The organism is Klebsiella sp. X1-16S-Nf21, from assembly GCF_002837615.1.
In the GTDB taxonomy this organism is placed as follows: Bacteria; Pseudomonadota; Gammaproteobacteria; order Enterobacterales; family Enterobacteriaceae; genus Klebsiella; species Klebsiella variicola.
In genome coordinates this window covers 1-22,232 of sequence record NZ_PJDK01000016.1, presented here as the reverse complement: position 1 = coordinate 22,232, position 22,232 = coordinate 1, and the positions used below count along the sequence as shown (strand labels likewise).

Below are 22,232 nucleotides of genomic sequence, written 5' to 3'. Positions count from 1 at the left end.
GGCAGGGTTATTCCCTGCCATACCGGCGTAAGTTACAGAACAAGCTGGATTTCGGGCGGTGGCGGTGGAAGCGTGTCCGAATCAGTAGTGACTCCGGCACTGGAGCTTCCTGAAGCCACGCTGGCACTGACCCATTTGAAAAAGCCTGAAAATGCGGTCGAATCCAGTGTTTCAAGAGCCACAACTTTGTCAGTCAGTAGTTTCAGATGTTCGTGTCCCGCTTTAGGACCAACAGCACAGGCTATAATGGAACCAAACGAACGCCGCTGAACCTCTTTCACAGCTTCCCCATAAGCCCAGGCATCTGACGGAGTACCATCTGTCATCAGAAACACCAGCGGTCTCCAGTCGCCTTTCTGTTCACCATCAGAGCGGCGAATATCCCGGTCCACACACTGGATCAAACATTCAAGCGCCGCGCCGGTAAACGTACCGCCCGCGCTTGGTACTTCTATATCAGAAAACTGAAAGTCCGCCAGGGCAGTGAGAGGAACATACTCCCGGGCTTCATTATCGTATGTAATTATTGAGATATGGACGCTTTCGAGCGCATAAGGGTCCTGTCTCAGGGCACTCAGCATAGCCTGCACACCTACATTCACTGAATGTATCGATTCTCCTCTCATTGAGCCGGAAGTATCGATGAGCAGATATACGGGTAGTCTTCGCATTTAGATATAGTTCCTCAGATGGCTTACGAACGAATCGGAGGTGGAAGGCTCGCCTATCGCATTCAGTTTCCAGCCACTGGATTCCCGGACAAGCTCAGCAAAGACCATCGATCGCTGACCATTAAAGGCTACACCGCCGGAGAGGTCAAAGCGTGCCATTTCCACATTTTTTCCGTCTACAGCCCGGATAAATGCATTTTGCACTTTTCCAAAGTGCTGCTGTAATTTTTCGCCGTTGTAGATCTGAACAATAAAGACAATTTTTTCGTACTTCGGATCGATGCTGTTAAGTTTTACGATAATTTGCTCATCGTCTCCGTCACCGGCACCTGTCCGGTTATCGCCGGTCAACCAGATCTGTCCTGATTTATGGCGAAGACTGTTGAAGAAAACGATATCGCCGTTAACCAGTGTCGGCTTTCCATTTTCAACATTGCCAAGGTCAGTCACTTTACCGGCTGCGTTGCAGAGAAAGGCAATAACATCGAGGTCATACTCCTCCTCTTTTTTGCCAAAAATTCCGCCAAGGAAACCTTTTTTCTCTTCATTGATGTCCCAGCCAAGACCTATCGTGACTGATGAAAGATCGAACTCATTTTTACGCAGGCTGACGCCTTGCCCTTTCCGTAAGCTGACAGTCATAGGATCCTCTCTTTAGTTGGTTACTTATAAAACTACGTTTACTTCTGGCGGCGGTGGAGGCAAATCATCAAGACCGATAACTTCTTTTTTACCAGCATCGACTTTCTGGCTACCTACGGAAACACTGGCTGACACCCATTTGAAAAAAGCTTTGATGGAAGAACTGTCTGCCGTGTCCAGTTGGAGAACAATCTCTGTAATCTCCTTAAGTACTCCTGTGTCGGCATCGTGACCGGCAGCACAGGCAACAACGACACCTTTTTTGGCTGCTTTGAATTCATTCAGTCCTTTACGCCAGTCATCAGTAGGGCCACCATCCGTCATCAGGAAAACGAGTGGACGCCAGTCGCCTTTTGTCTCCGCTGTCGTTTTCTGAACTTCTGCATCAATTCGGTTTGCAGTCAGGGATAAGGCGTCGCCCAAAGCGGTGGTTCCGCTTGCAGAAAAGGAGGGCAAATTGAAATTGAGGAGATCCGTAAGAGGAACGGTCTGACGGGCAGTTGAGTCAAAGGTAATGACAGAGACATATGCGGTTTCTAATGCATATGGATCTTGTTTTAACGTGGTCAGAAGGGTCTGAACACCATTTTTTACAGCCTCTATAGGTTCTCCGTGCATCGAACCTGAAGTATCCAGAAGCAGATAGACGGGTAGTCTTCTCATCTTTGACATTCCTTAACGATTTGGCGTACAAGCACATTGCTTGTTCATCATTATATAAAAAATATTTCCTTACATTTATGACATATTACAAAAAACAATGGTATTTAGTTCGATTAAGAGTCACAAAACTAGTGTTTTATGTAAGTTCAGCTTTGCACCTTGTGTTCTGAACTTGGTGCGTTTGAACTTTTTTACATATTTAGGGGTAACCAAATACCACTATTTTTAGTGGTTGGTTAGCACGCTAACACTGAAGATAAGTGTACTCGTTAAATACTCATCACTCGATTGTGTATAGAAATCCATGCCCCGTAGCCAGTCATATAACTAGACTACATTCTGATTCTTTTTTCTCAAAATCTAATTCATAGATACTTCACCTCATCATTTGTACCGCTCTCATTGCATGAACTTCGGATACTTTTCCAGTAGATACCAGGTGTGGAACTTTTCATTGTTCAAGTGAAAAAGTTCAACTTAATCTTGTCATGCAAATACCGTCATACAGAATTGTTATTTAAATTATTTGTAACCATAAATTCGTAATACAATGCAGAGAACTATTTAGTACTACCCAGCAGAATATATATCAGAAGTAATGAAAGAAATCTGTTTTAGATGCCTCATTAGTATAATTGACAAGTGCGGGTGTAAGTCCGAGTTTTTACATTAGCTTTTTAATACCATTTTGTTTTGAGCATAAAATTCGATTGACCGCTGAATCTGCAATCAGTATGATGTAATTAGGGACAGCAACCAAAAAAAATTGCTGATACCCTAAGAGCCATGAGAAGGAAAAATATAATATGGCAAATCTTATAACAAAAGAAAGTATCAGAAGAAAACTACGTTTGCTAAGAGATCTTCGTGAGTATTGTTTAGATGATAGGGAACTTGTTAAATTTTTGAGCAACGAAATCCATGTATTAGAGAAGTTACTAGATGATATTGTAATGGAAGAATACAACCCATTGTCAACACGCTTTGATAAATGGGATTAGCTTTTCTCCAACATCACTAGTTATAGTAGTGGTGTTGGTTTTTATTTAATAAAGAATTCTCCATTATTAAATAACTGCCGCTCGTATGACTAAATTTTAATCCATCTACTTCATCTCTTTCTTCTGAGGATTTTTCCAAACAACAAGTAGTTATGAACTTATTTCCTGTCTTTTGAAATACCGAATATACATTAAAATCCCGGAGATAACGTTTAAAACCATAAATTAGTGGAGTTAGTGCTAAGACTCCACTAATGTTATATTATTTTTTCAAGACCTTTATAATTTCATCTATCTTCATTTCGACCAGTTTTTCAACTGCTTCGCTTCTTGATGATCCGCTCAACTCTGCCAGTTTATCTATTTTCCGGAGAATACGGCGTCTAATCGACAGGGAAACGGAAGTTTTTATATCCTTATCCAGTATCACCCGTGACCCCTGGTCATGTGTTTTTAAATCAGTATTAAGGTCCAGCGCCTCACTCATTCTCTTGAGTGTTTTCTTATCCAGTAATCCGGAGTTTACCATCTGATAGGAGTGGCCAGCCTTACTGTATTTAATTTCAGCAGCGTAGGTTTCCCTCAGCTCTTTAAGCGCCCGGCTTAGAGTCGGCTCAGAACAGGCCAGCGTCGCGGTGATGGATTGCGCCGATACAGGCTTCCCTGAGCCCAGTATGTTAGCCAGGGTGTATACTCTTTCCTGTCTGGTGTTTAATTGCATATTCAGTCGGTACCTGCCATATGGGTCAGTGGTTCTATAGGCTGAAAAATGTAAGTCGCACTCATTTTCCTGATCAGACCTCGATCACCTAATGCTTCAATGGGGTCAAGGCCACGCAGATTCCCGAAGTTGATTAGCTCGATTTCAGAGCGGCATACCCGCCAGGAAATAATGTACTCGTCTTCAAGATATCCAGTGCGTTTACTTACCCGCTGAGTGAAGCCTGAAATGACGACCTGTTCAAACGGAAGCGTCTGAAAAACGATTGCTGCTAATCTCAGCAGGCATCCGTGAACGTGTTTAGCGTAACTTTCCCGGACCGCTTTCTGCGTCATGGCTTTTTCATTGATATCAGTTCCCCGGGCATTCACGCTATACACTTTATCAGGCATATCCTCAATCTCAGGTAAATCAACATCAAGCCAGACTGTTGATTCCTCAGGTCGTACCTCAAACGACACCAGTGTTTCTCGCGGCCATTCTGTTTGCGAGAAAACTTCCTCAAGACAATGTTCAAAGAAGCGGGCGTCAGATCGGAATTGCTCTTTCGCTAAAGCTACAGACTCCGTGCGATTTTTTTCATGTTCCTGGTACTGATGCTGCCATTCTGCGTACTGCTCAGCCCAGGCTATACGCTGTTTCTCATAACGCTGCTTCAGCAACTCATTTTCACGTTCAATATCAGCGACTGTCACCTGCCACCGCCGAAGATTTTCGTTCTGTCGCTCCTGTCGGGCTGCATCAGATTCAAACCATCCCCCAAGGAACCCGCGACCGGCATGCTCATCAGGTTCTGGTGGAAGTGGTATATATTCAGGTTTGTTTGGTCGTACCGGCGCAGGAAGAGTGAAACTGCCCTGACGGAGCGCCAGGTACTGTGTCTCGAGCGTGGCCCAGGTATTCCCTCCCTTTGTGGAAGGGGAGAGTTCATGGATATTGGTTATCGCTGTTACGGTGGACATCAGTTTTTCCACCACCAGCTCCAGTTCATACCTCAGACCGGGATCTGCCTGACGCCTGGTATTCACTCTTTCCCGTGCTGTTCTGTCAATCCGGGTGCGGTAACTCAGTCCCGTTCCGGGAAGACCCAGGTTGGCAAACGTTCCATTCTTTCCCACTGACAGCGAAGCTCCACGGGGGCCAATACTCAGGCTGGGGGCCCCGTTACTCAGGTTAACCCTGACCCCCGGGATAATGCTGATCGATTTACGAAATCTGAATCCCATATATTCTTCCTTAGTGCTGCTTAGAAACTGGAATAAGCCTGATTCCTTCCGGATTTTGCCCCGTAGTCAGACCGTATACCTGTCCCCGTCCCAGGATCCCCTGAGCCCACCGGCGATGGGTGGCCGGTTCACACATCGCTCCCTGAGATTTGAAGACTGCCTGGGTGGAATTCAGAATTCGTAACGCATCTGAATGCTCACCAGGAGACACTTTAAGCGCCTCCTCTATCACACTAATCTGATCAGGATGAATGGCCGTTTTACCCACCAGCCCATGGGCGATATCCATAGAGAGTTCTCGTCCCAGAACGCCGTGATCGTCGATGTGTTCGCATACTGGTGCGGTAAGCGCAAAATCACGAGGAGCGAATACTGACACAAGCATTTTTATGACATAACCCATAGGAGTGTCATAAAGGGTCAGATCCCGTGGCCGTCGCAGAGACACGACGTTCATGAGATCGTTTCCGCCGATCCGCAAAGCGATTATGCGGTCACGGCAGTCATGACTCGAAAGTTCATTTGCCAGCGCCTGCATTTTAATAACATCATAGACTTCTTCGGTTTCAAGCGTTGGCATCATCATCAATGATGTTCCTGCCATGATGTCCCACCAAACCGGGAGCGTGGAAAGGGTGAATTTGGGCAGTACAAACCCATCAACTGCACTCAGGTCCAAATTAGTCGTTAACCATCTCCCCATATCAGGGTGACGTGGGCGGATAAATACCAGTGGGTACTTCTCATCATCGTTGACGGCTCTTGCGTGTCTCAATTGCTTCAAAAACAGTGAAAGATTCTGAATCGCAAGAGGGATGTCATGCTCGCTGACCGCATCTTCCAGGCAGACAACCAGAGAGCGTAGCCCCGGTATTTTCCCTTCCAGAACGACCTCAGCGATATCCTTGCGTGTGGCAGGCATATACAGCGTGGCACCGAGTTCCCATGGGGTGGGTTGTTTTTTCATCAGCGTACCTTTTTGATAATGGTAACCGCACGATACTGACCGAGCGTATCCCCGGCTTCCGTCACCTGGATACCTTTCTCTTTTGCCAGCCCAACCAGAAGAGAAACATCCGGGTCATCCATCTGGCGAACAAAAACATGATCAGGTACACGACGCAGAACCGCCCGCGTCGCTTCAGCGATACCCGGCTTAATGCGGTTAATGCTGTCCACCTCATAACGCTCAGCAAGGCTCTGGATAACTTTTCTGCTCAGCTGCCAGCGTGCGGCATTTTTCCCTGCGTCCCAGCCAGAAGCGGGAAGGGGTTTACCGTCAAGCTGTTCACGGAAATGTGCTACCGTATCCACCAGCATCTGGCTGCATTCAAAAGACTGAAGGTGATCGCAAACCACACAGCCATGCAGGCCTTCTTCGGCCCAGACAGAGCGCGAAATCAGACCCGAGACAGGCGCGCCCATGATACCGAACGGGATAAGCCAGTCATCGTCACTGGCAGCAAGCCAGGCACATCCGCAGGGGTCAGCCAGCACAACCAGTCGAGGCTGCTCCGGATAACCGGGACGGTCCTTCAGTGTGCGGGATAATTCGCCGGTAATAGCTCCTTTTCCCGTCCAGCCGTCGACAAACACTATGCCATCAGTACCATGGCGTGATTCGATAAAATCAAGCGCCGCAGCATCAATACCCCTGTCGCGGATAATGCTGATCCCGTAGTGGAAAGACTGTTTTCCCATCGCACGCAGAGCCTGATGCAGCATGACCCCCAGTGGAACACCAGCCCTGACCAGGCTGACCAGGACAATGGGTTCATCGCCAGCACGACGGGCCAGTTCACGAGCAAGATGAGAGACTTCCCGTGCCAGACGTGCAGCTCCCGAGTCAAGCGCACGGGTGAAAAGATCCAGGTGCCAGCGGGTAGGCTCTGGTTCCTGGCTTAACATGTCGGAATAATGCATTTTTCCTGACTGAATCAGTTCTTCCTTCAGGTCAACCGGTGTCATCTCCATGACAATGGGTTTCAGCAAAAAGTGAACATCGTCCGGTTTATAAGAACCAGAAAACGGGGCAAAATGCGACATCTTATTGCTCTCCAAAAATACGCTGTGAAATGGCCTCGGCAAACTGACTCTGGCGTGGAAGACCAAACCAGCTGCAGAGTTTCATGAATCGATGGTCGCTCAGGCTGTCACCCAGCCCCATCACCGGGAAAACCCCGCGCTCCTGACGCAGTTTCTCCAGCAACCATGAAACGGCCAGGCCTTTTTCTACCGGGCAGGGTAACCAGGCAATGTTGTTGCTGTTACGGTGGATGTAAAACCCTTCGGTCGAAAAGACGCGCTCGATCTCATCCCCGACAGCGTTCAGTTCATCAAGCTTCGTGCTGTCGCGGTGCTTCATGACCAGATACACCGGCGTACCCTCATATTCGTAGTTGAGGCGTGCCCAGGCATTAATGCCTCGCGCGTCCATGAGCTCGGTGATGATATGTTGCATTGACGTTAAGCGGTCGGCGTAGGAGGACAGGGACTCCAGCATATGGGCTTTCCAGTCGTCGTCTGGCGTACCATCTGGACGAAGGATCACCGCGCCATGAGTGGTCACGGCCCAGGAGCGGAAGGGGATCTGCACCCGACTGATTTCTTCCGTACCTCTGGCTGTCACCGGAATGAGGTCCGCATGCTCCAGCAACCAGTCCACCAGCATGGCCTGCTCTTCGGTCATAAAGCTGCGAGGCGTGAGGCTGCGATCCAGTGCGCCGGTCCGGAACGGTTCAAGGGCAAGTTCATCAACCATTTTTCGGCGGGTCTGGAACAGGGTGTCATCTAGGTCGCTGAATACGACGGGCTTATTCATAGGTAATCACCTCTAAGGTGGGAGCGACAGCGGAAAGCGCCTCAAGCAGCCGGGGGTCGACGCTGGCAACTGGCGTTTCGCAACAAATCAGGATCCGGTCAAACTGCTGATGAGCAACGTTATAGACATAATTCGGAATACCCAGTCCGTAGTTATCGCTGAAAGCAATGGCGGACTGGATAGCATAACCAGTGGAAATCGGTGAGCGGGTCGTCGAACTGAACACGACCTGAGCACCAGCCGCCTCAAGTCGCTCAGCCAGCAGGAACGGCTCCCAGACAAATTCACCGGTGCCCAGCACCAGAATGCTTTCACCGGGCGAAACCTGAACCTGAAGACCCAGGTCACTCGCCGGTATCTGCATCCCGAGTCGCCCCCAGGATTGTTTGCCGGTGATCGGGATGTTCCCTCTGGAGGTCACATTTACCTGGGGCATGACAGGCAGCGGGGCATCTGGTTCTGGAGTCCAGCGCCAGTTGCCTGAGATGAGCGATACTGTATGCAGGGGCAGGGGGCAGTTCTGATAGAGGGCTTCTCCGCTCCAGTCAGTCAGCGTGACAGCAATAACCCGTCGTACCTTCCGGAGTGCACCGGATGCACGTAATGCGGCGAGAAGATTGAGGAACGTTTTACCCGTCGTGGCTTCATCATCCACGAGCACTAATGTTTGAGCCTCCGCTACGGTTTGCCGCATCCCGGCACAAACTGGATAGTAGATCAGGTGGTCTGTGGCATGGCTGTGCTCTTCTTTAAAATCGCACAGCAGTTCAGCATCAACCGGATGCCGTGTTGATGTCAGATAGACACAGTCAGGTTGATGCTTACGCACCTCATCAAAAACTCCCGCCCCTAGGCCGACAGCCGTCTCAGCCATCCCGATAAATACCACCGGCCCATCCAGAGTCCCGGGAAACTTCTCCGCCAGCTGTGTATAAACATTGCGCATGACCTGAGGAGAGACAGGAATATGTCGACCCAGCACTTTACTGACAAACAGAAATGCGCGTTTTGGATTACGCCGTTCGGCGATATCAAACAGATCAGTAAGAGGATAATCGGTTACCTCGCTGCTTACCTCAATTCGCCCACAGGATAATGTCTTTTGATAAACGAAATTCCCATCAATTGCTGACATATCTGTCTCCATTAATCGATTCTGTTGGTCAATGATGCCGGATAGGGAATAACATCGGTGACAGAGCGGACGACTGCAGGTGAAAAATCAGTTTTGGCTGACTGCCGGACCTGTTCATCATCCATCAGTCCAAGTGTATGGAAGGCATAGAGACCCGGCAGATTCACGCCACTGTGCCGCGTATAACCGATACCTCCTGAAGGCCGCATGTTAATTTCCAGCAATAGCGGTTTTCCTTCGGCATTATGGCGTGTCTGTACATTGACCATGCCATCTGCGTTCATTAGGCGGGCGCAGTCGATGGCAAGTTCAATCGCTTCCCCTTCATTCTCCAGATACTGAAGCACACCTACCTTACGCCGCCCGATAGCGGCCAGGACCGTCCCTTGACTTACCACCATATCCACGGAGTATTCTGGCCCGGGTAAATAGGGCATCAGTACTTGTGGAGTAAAGCAGTCCATCCGGGCATGCGCAGCCAGATACTGTGATGGGTGGATAACACGGTTATCAGGGTTGTTGAGAAAAGCTACAGGAGAGACATTGTCATCAAAACGCCAGAATCCCATGCCATAAATGCCTGTGACAGGTTTAATACAGAGGCAATCAGAAGGGAAAGGGGGATCACTCAGTAGCGCGCGAAGCTCGTCAACATTTTTTACCCGAACCGACGGGACAACCGGAAGTCCATTTTTTTCCATAAACTCGGAAAAAGTAACTTTTTCGTCGGCTAATTCGAGCCAGTGGGTACCCGTTGACCCAGTAGTCAGGTGGATACCAGAACGTTGAATGTTTTCCCGGTGGCTTTCAAACCATTTACAGTTACGACCGGTATGTATCGCATTAATACCATGAGCACTCGTAATTGAATGGATAAATGAAAGGCGTTCTTCTTCACTTTTTGGTTCGAGCATTGAAAAATCGGAGACTGACAAGATCTCATTTCTTTCATTGCGATGAGACGAAAAAACAACAATATTCTGATTTTCCTTTTCCGCAAATGATTTTACCCCAAGAACAATGTCTCGCTGGGAAGATAGTCCTTCCATAAACCAAATTTTCTTAGTCATGTTTTATAATTGTCGCCTGATGAGAGGATGGTCGTTTTATGATACTTGAGTCTAAGAACACCCACGCACCGTGTCAATCATAATATGATAAACACTGTGTGTTTTTAGATTTCTTAAAAATAAAATAAAAATGATATATATCAACAGTATGCATGAGAATAAAATCAGTAGCGACAATGTAATGAAACGTAAATTATGAAAACCTACCAGTTTTTATCTTGCGAGTGAACTTTGTCATGATATGATTTTGATGTTGCTTCACTGAATATGAATTTTAAAAAACCTCAGTCAATACCTTTAAGGAATGAATATGGTTTCTTTAAGTAAAAACCAGACGGTATCACTCAGCAAACAATCCACCGCTCTCAGCCAGCTTCAGTTCGGCTTAGGTTGGGATCCTATAAAGAAAAAAGGATTATTTGGCAGCTTTTTTGGTGGCAATGATTCCATAGATCTGGATGCAGGTTGCGTTCTTCTGGATGTGGCAGGTAATAAAATTGACACCATCTGGTTCCGTAAACTGAAATCCAGCTGTGGTTCTGTCGTCCACTCCGGCGATAACTTGACAGGTGAGGGGGATGGCGATGATGAAATCATTCACGTCAACCTCTTAAAATTGCCGGCAAATGTCGAATACCTCGCTTTTACTGTGAACAGCTTCCGTGGACAGTCCTTCAACGACGTGGATAACGCCTTCTGCCGCGTCGTGGATCAGACCAATAAGGAACTTGCCCGCTATCAGCTGACAGAACAAGGCCCACATACCGGCATCATTATCGCTTCACTGAGGCGCAACAACGGCCACTGGGACTTTACCGCCCACGGTAAAGCAAGCGGTGGCCGCACAATCGACGATATGCAGCGCGATATCATCAGTACGGTGGTAAAAGCATGAATCTGACACCGGGGGGCAATGCCCCCGTACCTGCTCAGGAACTGCGCGTTAGAGTCATTTCTGGTGGTCCTGTTGATGCCTCGGCATTTCGATTATTCGCTGACGGGAAAGTTCGGGGTGACAGCGATATGGTCTTTTACGGGCAACCCCGTAATGAAGATGGTTCCATTAGCTTCAGTACTGAAGGGACCAATAGCGTTTTCACCGTTGATCTGTCCCGCCTCAAGCCCGACGTGCAGAAAGTCGCGTTCACCGTTACCTGTGACGGCAGTCATACAGTTTCCTCCCTGAATCATCTGTCCATACAAATTGAAAGTGGCAATACCTCGCTGATCAGTGGTCAGGTAGAACTGAGTGGCCGTCAGGAAGCCGCTCTGATCCTCGGTGAAGTCTATCGCAGGAATGGTGACTGGAAATTTCGTTTTATCGCCCAGGGCTTCAATGGCGGCCTGAAACCTCTCGCTGAGTACTATGGCGTCAACGTCGCGGATGAGCCAGTCCCAGTCACTCCGCCACCAGCGCCTCCGGCTCCGCCTAAAGTTAGCCTGAGTAAAGTTTCTCTGACCAAAGAGAAGCCTGCCATCAGCCTTGCCAAAAAAGACAATTTTGGTGAAATCCGCATCAACCTGAACTGGCATCGTGGCTCGGGTTCAGGAGGCTTGCTGGGCGGTATGTTTAGTTCGAACAAAGCGATTGACCTGGATCTTGGCGCATTCGTTGAACTCGCAGATGGCTATAAGTCAGTTATTCAGGCACTCGGTAATGCTTTTGGTAACTATCACTCTGAGCCTTATGTTCAACTTCAGGGTGATGATCGTACCGGCGAGGCTCTGGATGGGGAATGGCTTCACATTAATGGCCGCGAATGGAAAGAAATCCGCCAGGTACTGATTTATGCCTTTATCTATCAGGGCGTGCCCAGCTGGGACAAAACTGATGGCGTGGTGACATTACATGTTCCTGAGCAACCACCGATTGAATCGCGTCTGACTGAAGGTGATAACAAACGCACGCTGTGTGCGATTGCCCGTCTGGTCAACGAGAACGGTTCCATTCGTGTGGAACGTATTAACCAGTACTTCAGAGGCCAGGAGGAAATGGACCGCGCTTTTGGCTGGGGGTTTCGCTGGTCCAGAGGTTCCAAATAAACGCAATGATGAGGGTATAAGAATGAGTTTTTTCGACAAAGTAAAAGGGGCTTTGACCTCGGGTCGTGAGGAATTGACCCGCCAGGTAGGCCGTTACAAAAACAAGAAATTTATGCAGGGTACCGTCGCGGTATGCGCCCGTATCGCTGTTGCCAGTGACGGCGTTAGCTCCGAAGAAAAACAGAAGATGATTGGATTTCTGCGATCCTCAGAAGAACTGAAAGTCTTCGATACAGCTGAAGTTATTGAGTTTTTTAACAAGCTGGTGACCAGTTTCGACTTTGATCTGGAAATCGGAAAAGGCGAAACGATGAAATATATCCTCGCCCTGAAAGACCAGCCAGAGGCAGCTCAACTGGCTCTTCGTGTCGGTATTGCTGTTGCTAAAAGTGATGGCAACTTCGATGATGATGAGAAGAGTGCTGTCCGTGAAATTGCCCGTTCGCTGGGTTTCGACCCGGCTGAATTTGGCCTCTGATAAATAACGGATAAAGGTACGATATGGTTTCCACTCACATCGGTTTTCCGGCTGAAACAGTGACAGTCTTTGTTGCTCTGTCGGTCGGTGCCATCTTTATTGACCTGTTCATGCACCGACATGACAAGCCAATTTCCCTCAAAAGCGCAGCCTTATGGTCCGTTTTCTGGGTTGTTGTCGCGATGGCATTTGCCGGTTTCCTGTATGTGCATCACGGTGCCGAGGTTGCCAGCCTGTTTGTCACGGGTTATGCCCTTGAGAAGGTGCTGTCAGTTGATAACCTGTTTGTCATGATGGCGATTTTCTCATGGTTCTCAGTTCCGGACCGTTACCGTCACCGGGTTCTGTACTGGGGGATCATTGGCGCTATCGTATTCCGGGGGATTTTCGTTGCGATCGGTACCGGTCTGCTTAGCCTTGGCCCTTATGTCGAGCTGATCTTTGCCGTTGTTGTTGCCTGGACTGCGGTCATGATGCTCAAAGGCGGTGGGGATGATGACGAAATTGAGGATTATTCTCAGCACCTTGCTTATCGTCTGGTTAAACGTTTCTTCCCGATTTGGCCGAAACTGTCCGGACATGCATTCCTGCTGACCCAAAAGGAAGTGGATGCCGAACTGGCTAAACCAGAAAACAAAGACGTATCTGTAGGGCGACTGAAAAAGGCTGCGCTATACGCCACCCCATTGATGTTATGTGTGGCTGTAGTGGAACTCTCTGACGTTATGTTTGCCTTCGACTCTGTCCCGGCAATTATTGCAGTCAGTCGTGAACCACTGATTGTGTATAGCGCCATGATGTTCGCAATACTGGGCCTGCGTACTCTGTATTTCGTACTGGAAGCCCTGAAACAGTATCTGTCCCAGCTGGAGAAAGCTGTTATCGTCCTGCTGTTCTTCATTGCGTTTAAGCTGGGTCTGAACGCTACCGATCACATCTGGCACCATGGTTACAGCCTGTCTGCGACCACCAGCCTGTATGTCGTACTGGGTGTACTGGCTCTTGGTATTCTGGCCAGTGTCATCTTTCCGGAAAAGCCGGAAGCTGAAAATAAAGAAAGCTGATCTCAGCTGATTAATGATTAACGAAAGAGGATAAATAGATGAGCGTTTCACTATCTAAAGGCGGCAACGTTTCCCTGAGCAAAACCGCGCCAAGCATGAAAAACGTCCTGGTTGGCCTTGGCTGGGATGCACGTTCTACGGACGGTCAGGACTTTGACCTCGATGCTTCCGCATTTCTGCTGGCAGCCAATGGCAAGGTTCGTGGCGATGCAGATTTCATTTTCTATAACAACCTGAAATCTGCTGATGGTTCCGTTACTCATACCGGTGATAACCGTACCGGTGAAGGTGATGGCGACGATGAATCCCTCAAAATCAAACTGGACGCGGTACCTGGGGATGTCGACAAAATTATTTTCGTTGTCACTATCCATGATGCTCAGGCTCGTCGCCAGAGCTTCGGTCAGGTTTCCGGCGCATTTATCCGTCTGGTGAATGATGACAATCAGACTGAAGTTGCTCGCTACGATCTGACAGAAGACGCTTCTACTGAAACTGCCATGCTGTTTGGGGAGCTGTATCGTCACAACGGAGAATGGAAATTCCGTGCGGTTGGCCAGGGTTATGCTGGTGGACTGGCTTCCGTGTGCGCTCAGTACGGCATCAACGCGTCCTGATAAAAAGTAACTTTCTTACCCAAATCATTCGGGGGTGATGCCCCCGATATCCACGACCCGATATCTACGATTAGCAGGAGCAAAAAATGGCTGTTTCTCTCGTTAAAGGCGGTAATGTTTCTCTGACTAAAGAAGCCCCGAGCATGAATGTTGCTCTGGTTGGCCTGGGCTGGGATGCACGCGTTACTGATGGTCAGGCATTTGATCTGGATGCATCAGTATTCCTTGTTGGCGAAAACGGTAAAGTGCTGTCCGATTCGCATTTCGTATTTTATAACAACACCACCAGCCCGGATGGCGCAGTACAGCATCAGGGTGACAACCGTACCGGTGAAGGCGACGGTGACGATGAGCAGGTCAAAATTGATCTGACAAAAGTGGCCGCAGACGTTAAGAAACTCGTATTCGCAGTCACCATTCATGAAGCAGACAGCCGTAAGCAAAATTTCGGCATGGTCAGTAACAGCTTTATGCGTGTGGTGAACAACGATAATGGCGCCGAGATTGCACGCTTTGACCTGTCAGAAGATGCCTCTACTGAAACCGCAATGATTTTCGGTGAACTGTATCGCCATGGCGCGGAATGGAAGTTTAAGGCTGTAGGACAGGGCTTTGCTGGTGGCCTGGCTGCGCTGGCAACCCAGCACGGCATCAACATCTGATAAACCAGTAAAACCAAACCCCGGCCTGTCCGGGGTTTTTTCTACCCGCTGAGTGATCCCTTTACCCGGCAACAAGGAGCCTAAATGCAATTACAATCAGGGCAGAACATTCCGCTTCACACAGCTACACTGACTCTCCGGCTTGATTATCCCCCCAGCCCAGGATTTCACAGTACCCCTGAGACTTGCCTGTTTATGCTGAATGCTGAGGGAAAAGTGACAGGCGATGCCGATTTTATCTTTTACAACAATCTTAGTGCTGCCGGTGGCAGTGTGAAACTCAACCCCGGTCACCAGCACGCAGTCGTTCATTTTGCGCTTGACCAGATCCCGGATACGATTCAGAAGATTGCAATCACTATGGTGATAGATGGCAGTGATACAATAAGCGGCCTCGCGCAACTGAAACTTTCTGCTGAAAGTCAGGCCACCTTTTTTGTCGATCTCAATGGCCGCACAGAAAAGGCTGTAATTATGGCGGAAGTTTACCGATACCAGGGCAACTGGAAGCTCAGGGCGCTTGGGCAGGGATTTAATGGCGGGCTTGAGCCACTGGCAGTCAGCTATGGTGTGGACGTGGAACCTGCAGCAGAAGTTGTACCGCAACCAGCCCGGATCAGCCTTGAAAAGAAACTCGAAGGTAAAGCGCCTGCGCTTATCAGCCTGGCTAAGAAAGCCAGTATTTCGCTGGCAAAACACAAACTGGATACCGTTGAAGCACGAGTCGCTTTTGTTCTCGATGCCTCAGGCTCTATGACCGGCCAGTTTAAAAAAGGGCATGTACAGGCCGTTCTTGACCGTATAGCTGTCCTGTCTGTCCAGTTCGACGATGACGGCACGATGGATGTATGGGGCTTTGCTGAGCGTCACAAGAAATACCCTGACGTCACACTGGACAATCTTGACGGATACATTGCTGCAATTCAAAACACGGGTAAACGATCTGCCTGGGAAATCCTTCCCGGCCTTGGCGGGACGAACAATGAGCCGCCAGTCATGAATGAGGTTATCGATTATTTCAAGGACAGCACCTTACCCGTTTTTGTTGTGTGCATTACAGATGGCGGGATCAGCAAAACACGAGAAATTAAAGAGGCCATCCGCCGCTCAGCCAACTATCCTGTCTTCTGGAAGTTCGTGGGACTGGGCGGATCAAATTATGGCATTCTGGAGAGGCTGGACACCTTTAGCGACCGTCGCGTAGACAACAGCAACTTTTTTGCTATCGATAATTTTGCCCACATAAAGGACGAAGAGTTGTATGAAAAACTTCTCGAAGAGTTCAAAGACTGGCTTGGACTGGCAAAAAGGAAGGCATTATCTGACTCATCGCCCCGGTAAGGGGCGATAGGCCTGCTGCCATGACGACACCTTTTCAAAGTACGCAGAGCTAAACAGGGCTATACGCAGATGTGATCGCTGAAACCCAACTTCACCCAGTAATTTATACCCAGGAACACATCGGCAGGGATGAAAAAAACCCGCTCGGAAAAGCGGGCTGAAAGTAGGTATTCCAATGGTAACAGGTTGAAGCATACCTAATAGTCCGAGCTACCGATTTACCAGGATGCACTCTTTTTTTGACCAGTTACAGTGGTTAAATGTAGAATATATGTTGCATTTATGTAAAGAGGAAATTGCAGAACGATAAAGGGCAATTTTTATCTGATGATTAGCTTCGACGGAAGCTTACGACGGAAACCTTGATGGAAGTGACGCCAGTGAGGCTCAGTCGCTGCGGAAAGGAGTTCATAATCTCCCCGCGTATCACCCCATGCCCGAAGATGATAGTCAGTCAGAGGTCCATATTCTTTTTCAAGCCGGATAATTTTCTGTGAGCACCTGCAATTATGACCACTGATTCTGCCGGTCAAAATGCCGTCTTTTGTCTCTAATTGTGTACCAATCAGTTTGATCCTAAGTTTTTCGGCAAAGGGTCTGAGTACTATTTCCGGCGACGCAGAACATAAGGTGACGATCGCGCCGGAAGTGACTTCATTCGCCACAGCAATCAAACCTGCCGGGCGCATGAGGCGATGCCAGTAGAGCTGACAGAATTCCTCTGCTTTAGAAGACACCCACTTTTCCTCAACACCAGTAAGAAAAGTTGTAATGAGCGTTTCTTTTAGCTCATCACGTGTCATCTGCTTACCCATACAGCGTAACGTGGGTAGAGCCATGCTGACGATACGTCGCGAAAACGCCCGATTGCCAAAGGCAAACCGCAGAAAAGGGATAAAGCTATCATGCCGCGTTAACGTACCGTCAAAATCAAATACAGAGAGCATGCGGGGCTGAATGACGTTCATCGTGATCTTATTCCGTTGGATAGTAGGTTACTTCTGCCAGCCGCTGCACTATACCACCAGGACGCGAATAACAGTAACCGCACGTAAGGTGCTGACATCCTGCTCGCCTCAAAATGAAGGGCAGGGGTCCAGGCACCTCCTGAGAAAAGTAACTTTTCGTGATTGTTTGCTCAGTAAAATCTGATGCGGTAACCCCATACTCTGGATCGACGGAGGGCTGCATATTACTGTTCCTTCACAAGTAATGAGTTCTGATCTCTGTAAGCATACCTGTCACATTCAGCACGCTGAAACCGTACCCCGGAACTGTCTAGTGTCAGGACAAGTCCACCTTGTGCAGCATGTACGTGGAGAAGCGTATCCTCACCCGACACATTCAGATGTAGTGCAGGAACGCCATGATTGATTTCCAGTAATACACCTAAGCAAAGCTGACTTGTATCGTCCGCCACCTCGATTGAGGTCTGGTTATCAAGATGGTAGGTGGCCGTATAGATTCTGCTATCGGCTTCATGACAAACCTGTTCACCTTCAGGCATACGCCAGTCCGTCATTCGTTTAATAACAGGAGCACCGACAGATTATTTTTGTGCGGCCACAATAAGGAGAGTTTGTAAGGCAGCTCTGTCAGACTCTCGGATCGCCTTGTCGAGGATAGTTTCGTGTCCCTCGTCTGCCCAAGCTTCAACATGATAATTTGACCATACGTTACGTTCAGTCGAAGGCAGGCGGTCATCAGGTTCGATGTGGAGAATGGGGGTACACTCAATGTCTGAAAGATAGGGTTTTGCGACGTCACCATCCGTAATACCGTTGACCAGTCCACCACAGTGATCAGCAATAACCCGTCCAATATCCAGCATGAAGGCCTGGTGCGCCTCACGGGAGTCAAGCTCACCCAGCAGTTCAGGTTTAATAAGAAGACCGGTGACGATTTCAGCCAGTTCATTGGGTAATATTTGCTTTGTCATAATGCCTCACAAAAATAGACGTATCAGGGCAGGAGAGCTGCGGGATCATGCCCTAGCCAAAGGAAAATCACATGACGTTCAGGTACGATTTCATCACCCGGAACTCATCCGGAGTGATTGGTTTCATACTGGATTTTTTAATGGCAGAGCCAGAACTAAATTGTGTTCCTCCTTCGGCATCTATTTCCCCACCATCGCGATAGTTAAGCTGTATCTCATCATATCTATGCGCTGCATTAACGCTGTCCGGGCAACGCAATATAAACGATACTGGATATTCAAATTCACCGACGACCTCTGTAAATTCACAAAAGAAGTATTTCATCTTCTCGGCGAAAGCTGTTCGTTCAGCCTCAAGAAAATTGTGTAGACCTGTCCATCGGATAAAATCCTTGCTCACGACACAAGCAGCGCCTCCAAACCCGTCAGGTCTTTTTGAGTTACTGCATGTAAAAGCAATTTTGAACTCTATCAATTCATTTCTGTCAAATGCAATAAGTGCCGCCTGAGCAAACAGCGCAGCATGTTCAGAATTGAAATCTCCGAGATCACTGTTAATAAGAAAACCTTCAGGGCATTTATCCCCGTCAAAATGCCAGTCCAGGTCTTCAGGAATATTAGCAACAGTTCTGCCTGGGTGGTTTAGCACACAGTGACGTACAATAATCTCCATTTCTGAAAGGTCGTTTGTGTTATCACATGAAATGAGTTTTTGAATAAAATTATCGTCAGGTTCAAACAATTCATTCATTGCTTCAAGTAATATAGCAGTTTGAGTAGGATTTGCTTCAATAAGACAAGCGCATTCTGAATAATAGTCAGCCATGATAAACCTCATATCTGTTATTGATGAGTACGGTCGATTGGGAGTAAGACCATCATACTAAACAAAGTCAGCCCATCAAGGGGGTATTTTCACCGGAAGCAATAATAATCAAAGTCAGGTTCATAAATTCTGGATGATAATATTCACACCCATTGTGGCACAAAAAAGGCTATGAAAAGAAGCAAGAAATAATGGGCTTACAAAATTAAACCCTTTCTGATTGAAGCTTTGTATTCTATCCAGCTTTATATATAAGAGATAATGGTAGTGCCGAAAAACAGACGTTAAACTCCATAATTGTAATAGTGCTAAGAACATAATCAATCTCGTCCAGCAAATCAGCCAGTGTGTAACACCAGATATAGTCCTTTCTGTATGAAGTGATCCAGAATGATGACCACCAGTCGTTAATCAGCAGGTAAATATCAGTCGTTGTAAGTCCTTGTCCATGGATATCGTTTCGCCACTCCTCTAACCAGAGTTTATGTTGACCAGGAAGACAGAAAGACAGGTAAAGTCTGGATTTTGAGACGTTAAGTTCCATTTTATAATTCAACAAGTTAGACTCTTTGATTGTCAGGCGCTCCACCCTTTGATCATGAATCCGGTCACGGTGTTCGCGTCGCTGTAAATCCCGGTTCTGTAACCCTGGAAACATGGAGACTGCCAGAGACCTTGAAAGGGGTAGAATAAAGCGCTCTCCACGAGATTCAATCAGAATATCGATAGCACGAAGGTACTCAAATTTTGTTGCTTCTCCACGAACAAATGGATCGTAACTCGCATCGACTTTTCTCAAGTCATTCGAGGTAATTTGAGATTTACCTGTAAGCTCTTTAAAAAAGGCTTTGACGTAGGCCAGCTCTCCTGTTTTCCGTCCCAAAGATCTGCGATTCTCTACAGAAGCAATAGAAGCCATTGCACATCGCTGGAAAGGGTTAATCGGGACAAGCGAGGATAATGTCATAAATTACCATCCTTAGAGAATAGGCAGCACATAAAGACATATTATCAGTAATTATTTTTCTCGCCAGTCACAATTGTGTTAATCGTCATATTTAATTATTGTCAAAAACAGTTAATATTTTTGGATTCGACTTCAACCATGAGAAAGTAACTTTCCAGTACTTTCAAAATCCGTAAACATATAGAAACGGTGAGCGAAGGGAGGATTAAAAGTTACTAAGCCTTTCATGAAAGGCTTAGTGAAAGGAAACAAGGTTATTTCTTAGAGATACAGCTTTCAACAAGTATAGTAATGAACTTTCTCTCTGCGTAACATCCGTTCATCGATTTAGGGTCAAAAACAACATTATCAGCTTCAACATACCGTAGTCTGTGGTATACAGACAAACGCTCTTCATTTCGTTTGTGCTCTTCTAATACAGGAGTGTAATCATGTTCTGTCAATCCTATTACAAATAAAGAACAAAATACAGATAGTGCGATAATAAAGAAGGGGGCATTTTCCAGTAACGAGGCGGTAGTTTGAGATAAATTTACGGCAAAGCTATCAACAATGCCATTTGTTATTAAAGTAATAAATACAAGTACAATCATCCCACCAATTACGAACGAGATCCGGGTTAACATTTTTGAGTTGTCAGGCTCAGCAGTAACTTCATCAGGTGGTGCAAAGACAGTAGAGCGCGTCGTTTTCTGAATTTCTGAACCGGCATAACCTCCGCCTCCCAGAATAACAGAGTCTCCCGATATGCCGCCACCCAGCATTGAACCTGAACGCTCAGTGGTTGAAGTTTCCTTCAGATAAAGGGAGTTCAAAGGGATCCCGTCAGTTGGTGAATAATGAACTTTCATGATAGTCATAGTAAGGCTCCTGATTATTGATACTTTTATAGTACTGTGAGCCTGAGGACAATTTTTCCTTTAAAAGGGTGAAATCGCTATTTAACTATTTTTTTTACCGGGCACGAAAGGATAAAAACCGTAGTTGTCCTGCAAAAGCATCCAATTATGGAAAAACTATGAATGCAACATGTTGACGAGAAAATCTGATGGAAAAAGTTTACCTGTCTGGTATTGTCAGGAAAACCGGCAAAGGATTCAACTAACCAGGGGTGGTTTGTTGAATATGGAGCAGTAGCAGCCCCTTTGCCGGTTTGTCATCCTTTCATGCCTGCATCACTTTCCTTCCTGCTACCTGAAGACATCCACATACGATCTGCAAAAAAGAAGCCCACGTTTCGTTATGGGAGTGAACTACTTTTTTCACGAAAAGGGTCTCTCTAGGTGCACAATCCGTGACACTGTCACTTTTAGATGTAAGTGATCTAATATCATTAGATATAGTCACAATAGTAAATGTCAATAGCGATAAAATAACAGCAATTGATTATAAAATTTATGCTTATTAAATAAAACAAGGTTTCAATATGTCGCTATAAAAACAATAAAAATGTATGGATTCAGGAATAATGAGAATTATGCTCATATTTCCATCGCTTCAAGAGGTATGCAACATCCTAGTTACAGTTCGAATAATAACGATTATTCCATGTGTTAATATGATGTTAATACCCAAAATGGAGGTAACCGGCTTCTAAATTAGTCTAAAAGTTACTTTTCGAGTGGTTTTCGCTCAGGTTGCGCTACGCGAAATCTGAAGAAAATCGGAGGGGTGAGTACGTCAGATTTCACGTAGCGTGCGGGGAAGTTAAAAAAATATGCGGCTGATTTCTGTCCGGTTAATGGATCAGTATTAAAATCCCAGGATGAAGAACATCAGGGCTGAAGCACTTTACGCCGCAAAAGCTACTTTTATATTTTGGTGGGGGGAACGAGCAGGGGAGTGGAATCGTCCATGATATCGGGCCCTGTTTTCCATAGTACGCATAATGGTACTTTTGTTTTATAGTCATGTGGGCAAGATGTGCAGGCCTATCCATGCAGGAATAAAGTAGATTTGTTTAAAATTAACCATGATATGATTTATAAAATACATTTTTCAAACAAACTAGACTGGCCCCATGAATCTCCAGACAGCTGGTATCACTTAAATTAGTGATAGTCTTAATACTAGTTTTTAGACTAGTCGTTGGAGTCCGGATGATTGATGTTCTAGGTCCAGAGAAGCGCAGACGGCGCAGCGTTCAGGAAAAAATCGCCATTGTTCAGCAGAGCTTTGAGCCCGGAATGACCGTGTCTCTGGTCGCCCGTCAGCATGGCGTTGCTGCCAGTCAGCTGTTCCTGTGGCGTAAGCAGTATCAGGAAGGCAGTCTCACCGCGGTTGCCGCTGGTGAACAGGTTGTACCCGCGTCGGAGCTGGCATCTGCGATGAAGCAAATTAAAGAG

Annotated in this window: 25 protein-coding genes; 9 read left to right on the top strand and 16 right to left on the bottom strand. The window is 47.1% G+C overall.

Translation table 11 applies throughout. The annotated features are described in order from the left end of the window. Nucleotides 1–32: 32 nt before the first annotated feature. Genes CW267_RS09690 through CW267_RS09680 form a run of 3 tightly spaced genes read right to left on the bottom strand, consistent with a single transcriptional unit; the run spans nt 33 to nt 1,976 of the window. Nucleotides 33–671: a vWA domain-containing protein gene (locus CW267_RS09690; RefSeq protein WP_004026585.1), complete on the bottom strand. Its 639-nt coding sequence runs from the start codon at nt 669–671 to the stop codon at nt 33–35. Further along, a complete protein-coding gene (locus CW267_RS09685) occupies nt 672–1,313 on the bottom strand; it encodes a TerD family protein (protein ID WP_004026586.1) in 642 nt (213 codons plus the stop codon). 24 nt (nt 1,314–1,337) lie between these two features. Then, nucleotides 1,338–1,976: a vWA domain-containing protein gene (locus tag CW267_RS09680; protein ID WP_087499071.1), complete on the bottom strand. Its 639-nt coding sequence runs from the start codon at nt 1,974–1,976 to the stop codon at nt 1,338–1,340. A gap of 806 nt (nt 1,977–2,782) precedes the next feature. Here CW267_RS09680 and CW267_RS30460 point away from each other — a divergent pair. Further along, on the top strand, nt 2,783–2,977 hold the full coding sequence (locus tag CW267_RS30460; protein WP_157769350.1) for a hypothetical protein: 195 nt from the start codon (nt 2,783–2,785) through the stop codon (nt 2,975–2,977). Between the two features lie 262 nt (nt 2,978–3,239). Here the strand turns inward: CW267_RS30460 and CW267_RS09670 are convergent, their stop codons facing one another. From CW267_RS09670 to CW267_RS09640, 7 genes are read right to left on the bottom strand one after another with little or no spacing between them, the layout of a single operon-like run. Continuing rightward, the gene (locus CW267_RS09670) at nt 3,240–3,698 is read right to left on the bottom strand and encodes a ribbon-helix-helix protein, CopG family (protein ID WP_100781670.1); all 459 of its coding nucleotides are present in this window, start codon (nt 3,696–3,698) and stop codon (nt 3,240–3,242) included. 2 nt (nt 3,699–3,700) lie between these two features. Next, a complete protein-coding gene (locus CW267_RS09665) occupies nt 3,701–4,924 on the bottom strand; it encodes a DUF4236 domain-containing protein (protein ID WP_100781671.1) in 1,224 nt (407 codons plus the stop codon). 10 nt (nt 4,925–4,934) lie between these two features. Beyond that, entirely contained in the window at nt 4,935–5,891 is a 957-nt protein-coding gene (locus tag CW267_RS09660; RefSeq protein WP_011251315.1) for an HpcH/HpaI aldolase/citrate lyase family protein, read from the bottom strand. Then, nucleotides 5,891–6,970, bottom strand: a complete 1,080-nt coding sequence (locus CW267_RS09655; protein WP_012540224.1) for a cysteine protease StiP family protein — start codon at nt 6,968–6,970, stop codon at nt 5,891–5,893. The genes CW267_RS09660 and CW267_RS09655 overlap by 1 nt, the downstream gene beginning before the upstream one ends. 1 nt (nt 6,971) lies before the next feature. After that, complete coding sequence (locus tag CW267_RS09650) at nt 6,972–7,745, bottom strand: hypothetical protein (RefSeq protein WP_012540113.1); 774 nt, start codon at nt 7,743–7,745, stop codon at nt 6,972–6,974. Further along, nucleotides 7,738–8,880: a phosphoribosyltransferase domain-containing protein gene (locus CW267_RS09645; protein WP_100781672.1), complete on the bottom strand. Its 1,143-nt coding sequence runs from the start codon at nt 8,878–8,880 to the stop codon at nt 7,738–7,740. Before CW267_RS09645 ends, CW267_RS09650 begins: the two co-directional genes overlap by 8 nt. 11 nt (nt 8,881–8,891) lie before the next feature. After that, nucleotides 8,892–9,950 (bottom strand): ATP-grasp domain-containing protein, encoded by a 1,059-nt coding sequence (locus CW267_RS09640; protein WP_012540167.1) that lies wholly within the window; start codon nt 9,948–9,950, stop codon nt 8,892–8,894. A gap of 310 nt (nt 9,951–10,260) precedes the next feature. Here CW267_RS09640 and CW267_RS09635 point away from each other — a divergent pair, with 310 nt between their 5' ends. From CW267_RS09635 to CW267_RS09605, 7 genes are all read left to right on the top strand, one after another. Then, on the top strand, nt 10,261–10,845 hold the full coding sequence (locus CW267_RS09635; RefSeq protein WP_012540223.1) for a TerD family protein: 585 nt from the start codon (nt 10,261–10,263) through the stop codon (nt 10,843–10,845). Continuing rightward, the gene (gene terA / locus CW267_RS09630; RefSeq protein ID WP_080901833.1) at nt 10,842–11,993 is read left to right on the top strand and encodes a tellurium resistance system protein TerA; all 1,152 of its coding nucleotides are present in this window, start codon (nt 10,842–10,844) and stop codon (nt 11,991–11,993) included. Before CW267_RS09635 ends, terA begins: the two co-directional genes overlap by 4 nt. A 22-nt stretch (nt 11,994–12,015) precedes the next feature. After that, nucleotides 12,016–12,471, top strand: a complete 456-nt coding sequence (terB, locus tag CW267_RS09625; RefSeq protein WP_004026604.1) for a tellurium resistance membrane protein TerB — start codon at nt 12,016–12,018, stop codon at nt 12,469–12,471. 23 nt (nt 12,472–12,494) lie between these two features. Next, nucleotides 12,495–13,535 carry a tellurium resistance membrane protein TerC gene (gene terC / locus CW267_RS09620; RefSeq protein WP_012540178.1) on the top strand — a complete coding sequence of 347 codons (1,041 nt, stop codon included), beginning with the start codon at nt 12,495–12,497 and terminating at the stop codon, nt 13,533–13,535. Nucleotides 13,536–13,573: 38 nt separating this feature from the next. Next, entirely contained in the window at nt 13,574–14,152 is a 579-nt protein-coding gene (terD, locus tag CW267_RS09615) for a tellurium resistance membrane protein TerD (protein ID WP_004026609.1), read from the top strand. Between the two features lie 86 nt (nt 14,153–14,238). Further along, entirely contained in the window at nt 14,239–14,814 is a 576-nt protein-coding gene (terE, locus tag CW267_RS09610) for a tellurium resistance cAMP binding protein TerE (RefSeq protein WP_000301240.1), read from the top strand. A gap of 84 nt (nt 14,815–14,898) precedes the next feature. Next, the gene (locus CW267_RS09605; protein WP_100781673.1) at nt 14,899–16,155 is read left to right on the top strand and encodes a VWA domain-containing protein; all 1,257 of its coding nucleotides are present in this window, start codon (nt 14,899–14,901) and stop codon (nt 16,153–16,155) included. Between the two features lie 320 nt (nt 16,156–16,475). Here the strand turns inward: CW267_RS09605 and CW267_RS09600 are convergent, their stop codons facing one another. From CW267_RS09600 to CW267_RS09575, 6 genes are all read right to left on the bottom strand, one after another. Beyond that, on the bottom strand, nt 16,476–17,123 hold the full coding sequence (locus CW267_RS09600; protein ID WP_001100942.1) for an HAD family hydrolase: 648 nt from the start codon (nt 17,121–17,123) through the stop codon (nt 16,476–16,478). Between the two features lie 224 nt (nt 17,124–17,347). Then, a complete protein-coding gene (locus CW267_RS09595; RefSeq protein WP_100781674.1) occupies nt 17,348–17,662 on the bottom strand; it encodes a hypothetical protein in 315 nt (104 codons plus the stop codon). 42 nt (nt 17,663–17,704) lie between these two features. Then, nucleotides 17,705–18,094 (bottom strand): hypothetical protein, encoded by a 390-nt coding sequence (locus CW267_RS09590; protein WP_100751510.1) that lies wholly within the window; start codon nt 18,092–18,094, stop codon nt 17,705–17,707. 67 nt (nt 18,095–18,161) lie between these two features. After that, nucleotides 18,162–18,920, bottom strand: coding sequence for a hypothetical protein (locus CW267_RS09585; protein ID WP_100781676.1), 759 nt, complete (start codon nt 18,918–18,920; stop codon nt 18,162–18,164). A 235-nt stretch (nt 18,921–19,155) separates the two neighbouring features. Continuing rightward, nucleotides 19,156–19,887, bottom strand: coding sequence for a plasmid SOS inhibition protein A (locus CW267_RS09580; protein ID WP_101148620.1), 732 nt, complete (start codon nt 19,885–19,887; stop codon nt 19,156–19,158). 254 nt (nt 19,888–20,141) lie between these two features. After that, entirely contained in the window at nt 20,142–20,747 is a 606-nt protein-coding gene (locus tag CW267_RS09575; protein WP_071359872.1) for a hypothetical protein, read from the bottom strand. Nucleotides 20,748–21,986: 1,239 nt separating this feature from the next. Here CW267_RS09575 and CW267_RS09570 point away from each other — a divergent pair. Next, nucleotides 21,987–22,232: transposase (locus tag CW267_RS09570; protein ID WP_165787427.1), on the top strand; the 246-nt coding region annotated here is incomplete at its 3' end.

What these genes read in the sequence shown, in the direction of transcription:
- CW267_RS09595 (WP_100781674.1), bottom strand. Translation starts at nt 17,662, where the DNA reads ATGCCTGAAGGTGAACAGGTTTGTCATGAAGCCGATAGCAGAATCTAT.
- CW267_RS09580 (WP_101148620.1), bottom strand. Translation starts at nt 19,887, where the DNA reads ATGACATTATCCTCGCTTGTCCCGATTAACCCTTTCCAGCGATGTGCA.
- CW267_RS09670 (WP_100781670.1), bottom strand. Translation starts at nt 3,698, where the DNA reads ATGCAATTAAACACCAGACAGGAAAGAGTATACACCCTGGCTAACATA.
- CW267_RS09585 (WP_100781676.1), bottom strand. Translation starts at nt 18,920, where the DNA reads ATGGCTGACTATTATTCAGAATGCGCTTGTCTTATTGAAGCAAATCCT.
- CW267_RS09655 (WP_012540224.1), bottom strand. Translation starts at nt 6,970, where the DNA reads ATGTCGCATTTTGCCCCGTTTTCTGGTTCTTATAAACCGGACGATGTT.
- CW267_RS09600 (WP_001100942.1), bottom strand. Translation starts at nt 17,123, where the DNA reads ATGAACGTCATTCAGCCCCGCATGCTCTCTGTATTTGATTTTGACGGT.
- CW267_RS09680 (WP_087499071.1), bottom strand. Translation starts at nt 1,976, where the DNA reads ATGAGAAGACTACCCGTCTATCTGCTTCTGGATACTTCAGGTTCGATG.
- terA (WP_080901833.1), top strand. Translation starts at nt 10,842, where the DNA reads ATGAATCTGACACCGGGGGGCAATGCCCCCGTACCTGCTCAGGAACTG.
- CW267_RS09660 (WP_011251315.1), bottom strand. Translation starts at nt 5,891, where the DNA reads ATGAAAAAACAACCCACCCCATGGGAACTCGGTGCCACGCTGTATATG.
- terE (WP_000301240.1), top strand. Translation starts at nt 14,239, where the DNA reads ATGGCTGTTTCTCTCGTTAAAGGCGGTAATGTTTCTCTGACTAAAGAA.
- CW267_RS09685 (WP_004026586.1), bottom strand. Translation starts at nt 1,313, where the DNA reads ATGACTGTCAGCTTACGGAAAGGGCAAGGCGTCAGCCTGCGTAAAAAT.
- CW267_RS09605 (WP_100781673.1), top strand. Translation starts at nt 14,899, where the DNA reads ATGCAATTACAATCAGGGCAGAACATTCCGCTTCACACAGCTACACTG.
- CW267_RS09665 (WP_100781671.1), bottom strand. Translation starts at nt 4,924, where the DNA reads ATGGGATTCAGATTTCGTAAATCGATCAGCATTATCCCGGGGGTCAGG.
- CW267_RS09575 (WP_071359872.1), bottom strand. Translation starts at nt 20,747, where the DNA reads ATGACTATCATGAAAGTTCATTATTCACCAACTGACGGGATCCCTTTG.
- CW267_RS30460 (WP_157769350.1), top strand. Translation starts at nt 2,783, where the DNA reads ATGGCAAATCTTATAACAAAAGAAAGTATCAGAAGAAAACTACGTTTG.
- CW267_RS09635 (WP_012540223.1), top strand. Translation starts at nt 10,261, where the DNA reads ATGGTTTCTTTAAGTAAAAACCAGACGGTATCACTCAGCAAACAATCC.
- CW267_RS09640 (WP_012540167.1), bottom strand. Translation starts at nt 9,950, where the DNA reads ATGACTAAGAAAATTTGGTTTATGGAAGGACTATCTTCCCAGCGAGAC.
- terB (WP_004026604.1), top strand. Translation starts at nt 12,016, where the DNA reads ATGAGTTTTTTCGACAAAGTAAAAGGGGCTTTGACCTCGGGTCGTGAG.
- terD (WP_004026609.1), top strand. Translation starts at nt 13,574, where the DNA reads ATGAGCGTTTCACTATCTAAAGGCGGCAACGTTTCCCTGAGCAAAACC.
- CW267_RS09590 (WP_100751510.1), bottom strand. Translation starts at nt 18,094, where the DNA reads ATGACAAAGCAAATATTACCCAATGAACTGGCTGAAATCGTCACCGGT.
- CW267_RS09650 (WP_012540113.1), bottom strand. Translation starts at nt 7,745, where the DNA reads ATGAATAAGCCCGTCGTATTCAGCGACCTAGATGACACCCTGTTCCAG.
- CW267_RS09645 (WP_100781672.1), bottom strand. Translation starts at nt 8,880, where the DNA reads ATGTCAGCAATTGATGGGAATTTCGTTTATCAAAAGACATTATCCTGT.
- CW267_RS09690 (WP_004026585.1), bottom strand. Translation starts at nt 671, where the DNA reads ATGCGAAGACTACCCGTATATCTGCTCATCGATACTTCCGGCTCAATG.
- terC (WP_012540178.1), top strand. Translation starts at nt 12,495, where the DNA reads ATGGTTTCCACTCACATCGGTTTTCCGGCTGAAACAGTGACAGTCTTT.